General features: G+C 65.2%; 4 protein-coding genes. 3 read left to right on the top strand and 1 reads right to left on the bottom strand.

Translation table 11 applies throughout. The annotated features are described in order from the left end of the window. Positions 1-172 precede the first annotated feature (172 nt). Positions 173-1,681, top strand: coding sequence for a winged helix-turn-helix domain-containing protein (locus EN742_RS27685; protein ID WP_127407025.1), 1,509 nt, complete (start codon positions 173-175; stop codon positions 1,679-1,681). A gap of 30 nt (positions 1,682-1,711) precedes the next feature. On the opposite strand, the gene EN742_RS27680 is transcribed toward EN742_RS27685, so the two are convergent. After that, positions 1,712-2,104, bottom strand: coding sequence for a GFA family protein (locus EN742_RS27680; protein WP_126055455.1), 393 nt, complete (start codon positions 2,102-2,104; stop codon positions 1,712-1,714). Positions 2,105-2,262: 158 nt separating this feature from the next. On the opposite strand from EN742_RS27680, the gene add reads away from it, so the two are divergent. Next, positions 2,263-3,255: an adenosine deaminase gene (gene add, locus EN742_RS27675; RefSeq protein WP_127407026.1), complete on the top strand. Its 993-nt coding sequence runs from the start codon at positions 2,263-2,265 to the stop codon at positions 3,253-3,255. A 125-nt stretch (positions 3,256-3,380) separates the two neighbouring features. Next, the coding region (locus EN742_RS27670; protein WP_128333507.1) for a GFA family protein at positions 3,381-3,770 on the top strand (390 nt) is incomplete at its 3' end.

Below are 3,770 nucleotides of genomic sequence, written 5' to 3'. Positions count from 1 at the left end.
ATGCTGGACCGTTGCAAGGGTATCGTTCATGGCAACCTCCTGTGGTTTGAGGCCCATGCGATTTGGGGGCCTCGACCTGAATGAGGTTGAATTCTGCAGGATGCCGGCAGCGGCGTAATTAAGCCCTCCCAAATAGTTCTCAAAACTTCCAAATGGGCTATAGATCAGCCGCATGCAGGGATCGCGCTTTGCCTTTGGTCCGTATGTGCTTGATCCGTCTGCGGGAACGCTGCTTCGCAACGACGTTCCCGTGGCCGCCGGCTATCGCGGGCTGAAGCTGCTTGCGGCGCTGGTCGAGCGTCCCGGTGAAATCCTGGCCAAGGCCGAGCTGATGGATGCCGCATGGCCGGGAACGGCCGTCGAGGAAGGCAACCTGACGGTCCAGATCGCCCAGCTCAGGAAGCTGCTCGGTCCGGCCGCCGATGGCGGTGACTGGATCGCCACGGTGCCGCGCGTCGGCTACCGCTTCACTGGCGTCATCGAACAGCTCGGCGAGGCGAAGCGAAAACCCTTGCCGCTGCCAGGCAAGCCGTCCATCGCCGTGCTGCCCTTTGTCGCCTTCAGCAATGATCCCGAGCAGGAGTCCTTCGCGGACGGGCTGACCGAAGACCTGATCACCGACCTGTCGAGGAACGCGGGCCTGTTCGTCATCGCGCGCAACTCGGTCTTTGCCTACAAGGGAAGGGCGATGGATGTGCGCGGGATCGCCGAGGAGCTCGGCGTGCGCTACCTGCTGGAAGGCAGCGCCAGGCGCGCCGCCGGGCGCGTGCGCATCAATGCCCAGCTGGTCGACGCTTCGAGCGGCGAACATCTGTGGGCGGAACGCTACGATCGCAGCCTTGAAGACATCTTTGCCGTTCAGGACGAGGTGACGGCCAAGATCGTCGAGGCACTGCTTGGCCGGCTGCGCGCGCCGCCGCCGCGCAACCGGCCCAAAAATCTCGAGGCCTATGATCTGTGTGTGCGGGCGCGCAAGCTGATCGACGATTCGCCGCAGACGGCGCGGGAAGCGCACCTGATGCTGACGCGCGCCGTTTCGCTCGATCCGGACTACGCCGAGGCCTATCGCTGGCTTGCCATGAACCACTGGATGCAATGGGTGCATTGGGGAGAACCCATCGAACCCAATCGGAGCGTTGCCCTGGAGCTGGCGCGCAAGGCCGTGGCGATCGATCCCAACGATGCCGGCTGCCACTGGGTGCTGGGCAACCTGCTTGCCTATGAACGCCGCTTCGACGAGGCGGACGCTGAATTCGCCAAGGCGTTCGAACTCGATCCGAACGAAGCCGACGCCTGGGCGACGATATCCGACATCGAGGTTCTGGCCGGGCAGATCGAGGTAAGCCTCGAGCACATTCGCAAGGCATTCCGGCTGAACCCCTATCCGCCAAGCTGGTACTATCTGACACTCGGTCAGGCACAATATGCGGCCCGTGAATACGAAGCCGCCGTCGAGACGCTGCGCCGGGACGAGACCTATCGCACGAGCTCGCGCCGTTTCCTGGCGGCAAGCCTTGCGCAACTTGGCCGGCTCGATGAGGCGCGCGCGGAGGTCGAACTGTTCCTCGTCGGCAACCGGCATTTTAGTACCGCCTATTGGGTCGCGACGGAGCCGTTCCGCGACGACGCGACGATGCAGCATTTCGTCGATGGCTTCCGCAAGGCCGGCCTTCCGGACTGAAGCCCCGGCGTGACCGCCCAAACTGCGCGGCTATCCCTCGCTACGACCCGTGGCGTCACGATCGCGCTCGTAGCGTCTCTTGAGCGGAAACGGCGGCAACCAGGACTCGCGACGAACGGTCCAGAGTTCGTACGTCGGCACCAGTTGGTCGGGAGCATCCAGGGAGCCCAGATGAACTTCGATCTCGTCTCCAGTGCGGGCGAAGACGGACGAGCCGCAGCGCGGACAGAAGAACCGTCCGGCATAATCGCGCGTTTCGCCCTCGATCGTCACCGCATCCTGAGCGAACACCGCCGCGGCATAGAAGAGCGCCCCGTGATGCTTGCGGCAGTCGAGGCAGTGGCAGATGCCGACCCTGTATGGGGCACCCGACGCAACGATGCGGACGTTACCGCACAGGCAGCCGCCGGTGATTGGGTCCATGCCGCGTCTCCTCCAAAATCAAGCGGTCGCAATGGCTACAACGAACGGTACTGCCGCGGCAATTGCCGCCGCCTCGCGCAATTCTTTCAATCATTTCTTGAAGCATGGGTCGGGCCTTTTCGTGCTTGAATGCGGCGCGTGAACAGGGGAGACGTCCGTTGACCGACTACATCGCATTGCCGAAAGCCGAGGTGCACATCCACGTCGAGGGCTGCTTCGAGGCCGACGACGTGATCAGGAATTGCGAGGAAGCCGGCATTCCGTTGCGCGCGCCGCGCGACAGGCTGTTCGAGGCGCACAACCTGAAGAGTTTCCTCGAAATGCTCGATTGGCTGTGCGGCACGTTCCGCACGCGCGAGCAGCTGGCGAGCACGGCCTACAAGTTCGCCCAGCGCATGGCCAGGAGCGGCGTGCGCTATGCCGACGTCATCGTCAACCCGACTCACTGGCCGCACTGGTACAAGAACATTCCGGGGATGATCGACGCCTTCGACGCCGGCTTCGCGGCCGCCGAAGAGGACGGTCACCCTCCGGTCGGGCTTTGCGTCAGCCTGTTGCGCACCCAGTCGGCGGAGGAAGCGATCGAGCTGGTGGAGCTGCTGAGCGGGATCAGGCATCCGCGCGTGGTTGCGCTGTCGATCGACGGCAACGAAGCCGCCGCCGGCCGCACCGGCCCGCGCTTTGCCGAAGCGTTCCGCCGTGCGGCTGCGGCGGGCCTGCGGCGGACCGTTCACGCCGGCGAGTCCAGCGGTCCGGAGGGCGTGCGCGACGCGGTCGACCTGCTTGGCGCCGACCGCATCGACCACGGCGTGCGGGCGATCGAGAAGCCGGACCTGGTCGACCTGCTGGCTGAGAGGCAGATCCCCCTTGGCGTCTGCCCGATCTCCAACGTCACGCTCGGCCTCTACCGGTCGATCGCCGAACATCCGATCGACACCTTGCGCCGGGCCGGTGTTCCGGTCTCGATCAACACCGATGATCCGGCGCTGCTCGACACCACGCTGGAAGTATCCTATGCCGCCTGCGCCGACGCGTTCGCCTGGGACGGCGAAACCATCCGCGAGCTCGCGGCGACATCGGTCAAGGCGAGCTATGCCGACCCCGCGCTGAAGGCGCAAATCCTGGCGGATCTGGCGGCCTGGCGGGCCTGACAAAGGCCGCCGCGCTCCGTGACGGGCGAGAGCCTGAAGTGCCCTTCCGCCGCGCTTCCGAACTCAATAAGCTGCTCCAGCCGCGCTGGTCGGACGAGGCCGGGCGGAGCCGAAAGGAGCCGGCCATGGTCAGTCGTCGCGCGGAATGCTCTTGCGGCCAGCTTTCGGCTGTCTGCTCGGGCGAGATCGTACGCATTTCCGTGTGCCATTGCCTGGCCTGCAAGCGGCGCACCGGCAGTGCCTTTAGCTACAATGTCCGGTTTAAGGAAGGTGACGTGTCCATCCAGGGACGGGCGGCGGAGTTCACCCGTGTCGGCGAGCAGGGCGGCCGCGTCAGCTATAGCTTCTGCCCGGATTGCGGAACCACCGTCCACTACCGGCTCGACAGCCAGCCCGGTGTGATCGCAATTCCCGTCGGCGCCTTTGCCGACCCGTCCTTCCCGGCGCCGTTCCAGTCCTTCTATCACGACAGCCGGCGCTGCGAGTGGGTCGAGATCCGCGCCGAGCCTCTGGCG

This window comes from Mesorhizobium sp. M4A.F.Ca.ET.020.02.1.1 (assembly GCF_004022645.1).
Classification (GTDB): Bacteria; Pseudomonadota; Alphaproteobacteria; order Rhizobiales; family Rhizobiaceae; genus Mesorhizobium.
This window is presented reverse-complemented; position numbering and strand designations above follow the sequence as displayed.

Coding starts and splice junctions, on each gene's coding strand:
- EN742_RS27685 (WP_127407025.1), top strand. CDS start 173: ATGCAGGGATCGCGCTTTGCCTTTGGTCCGTATGTGCTTGATCCGTCT.
- EN742_RS27680 (WP_126055455.1), bottom strand. CDS start 2,104: ATGGACCCAATCACCGGCGGCTGCCTGTGCGGTAACGTCCGCATCGTT.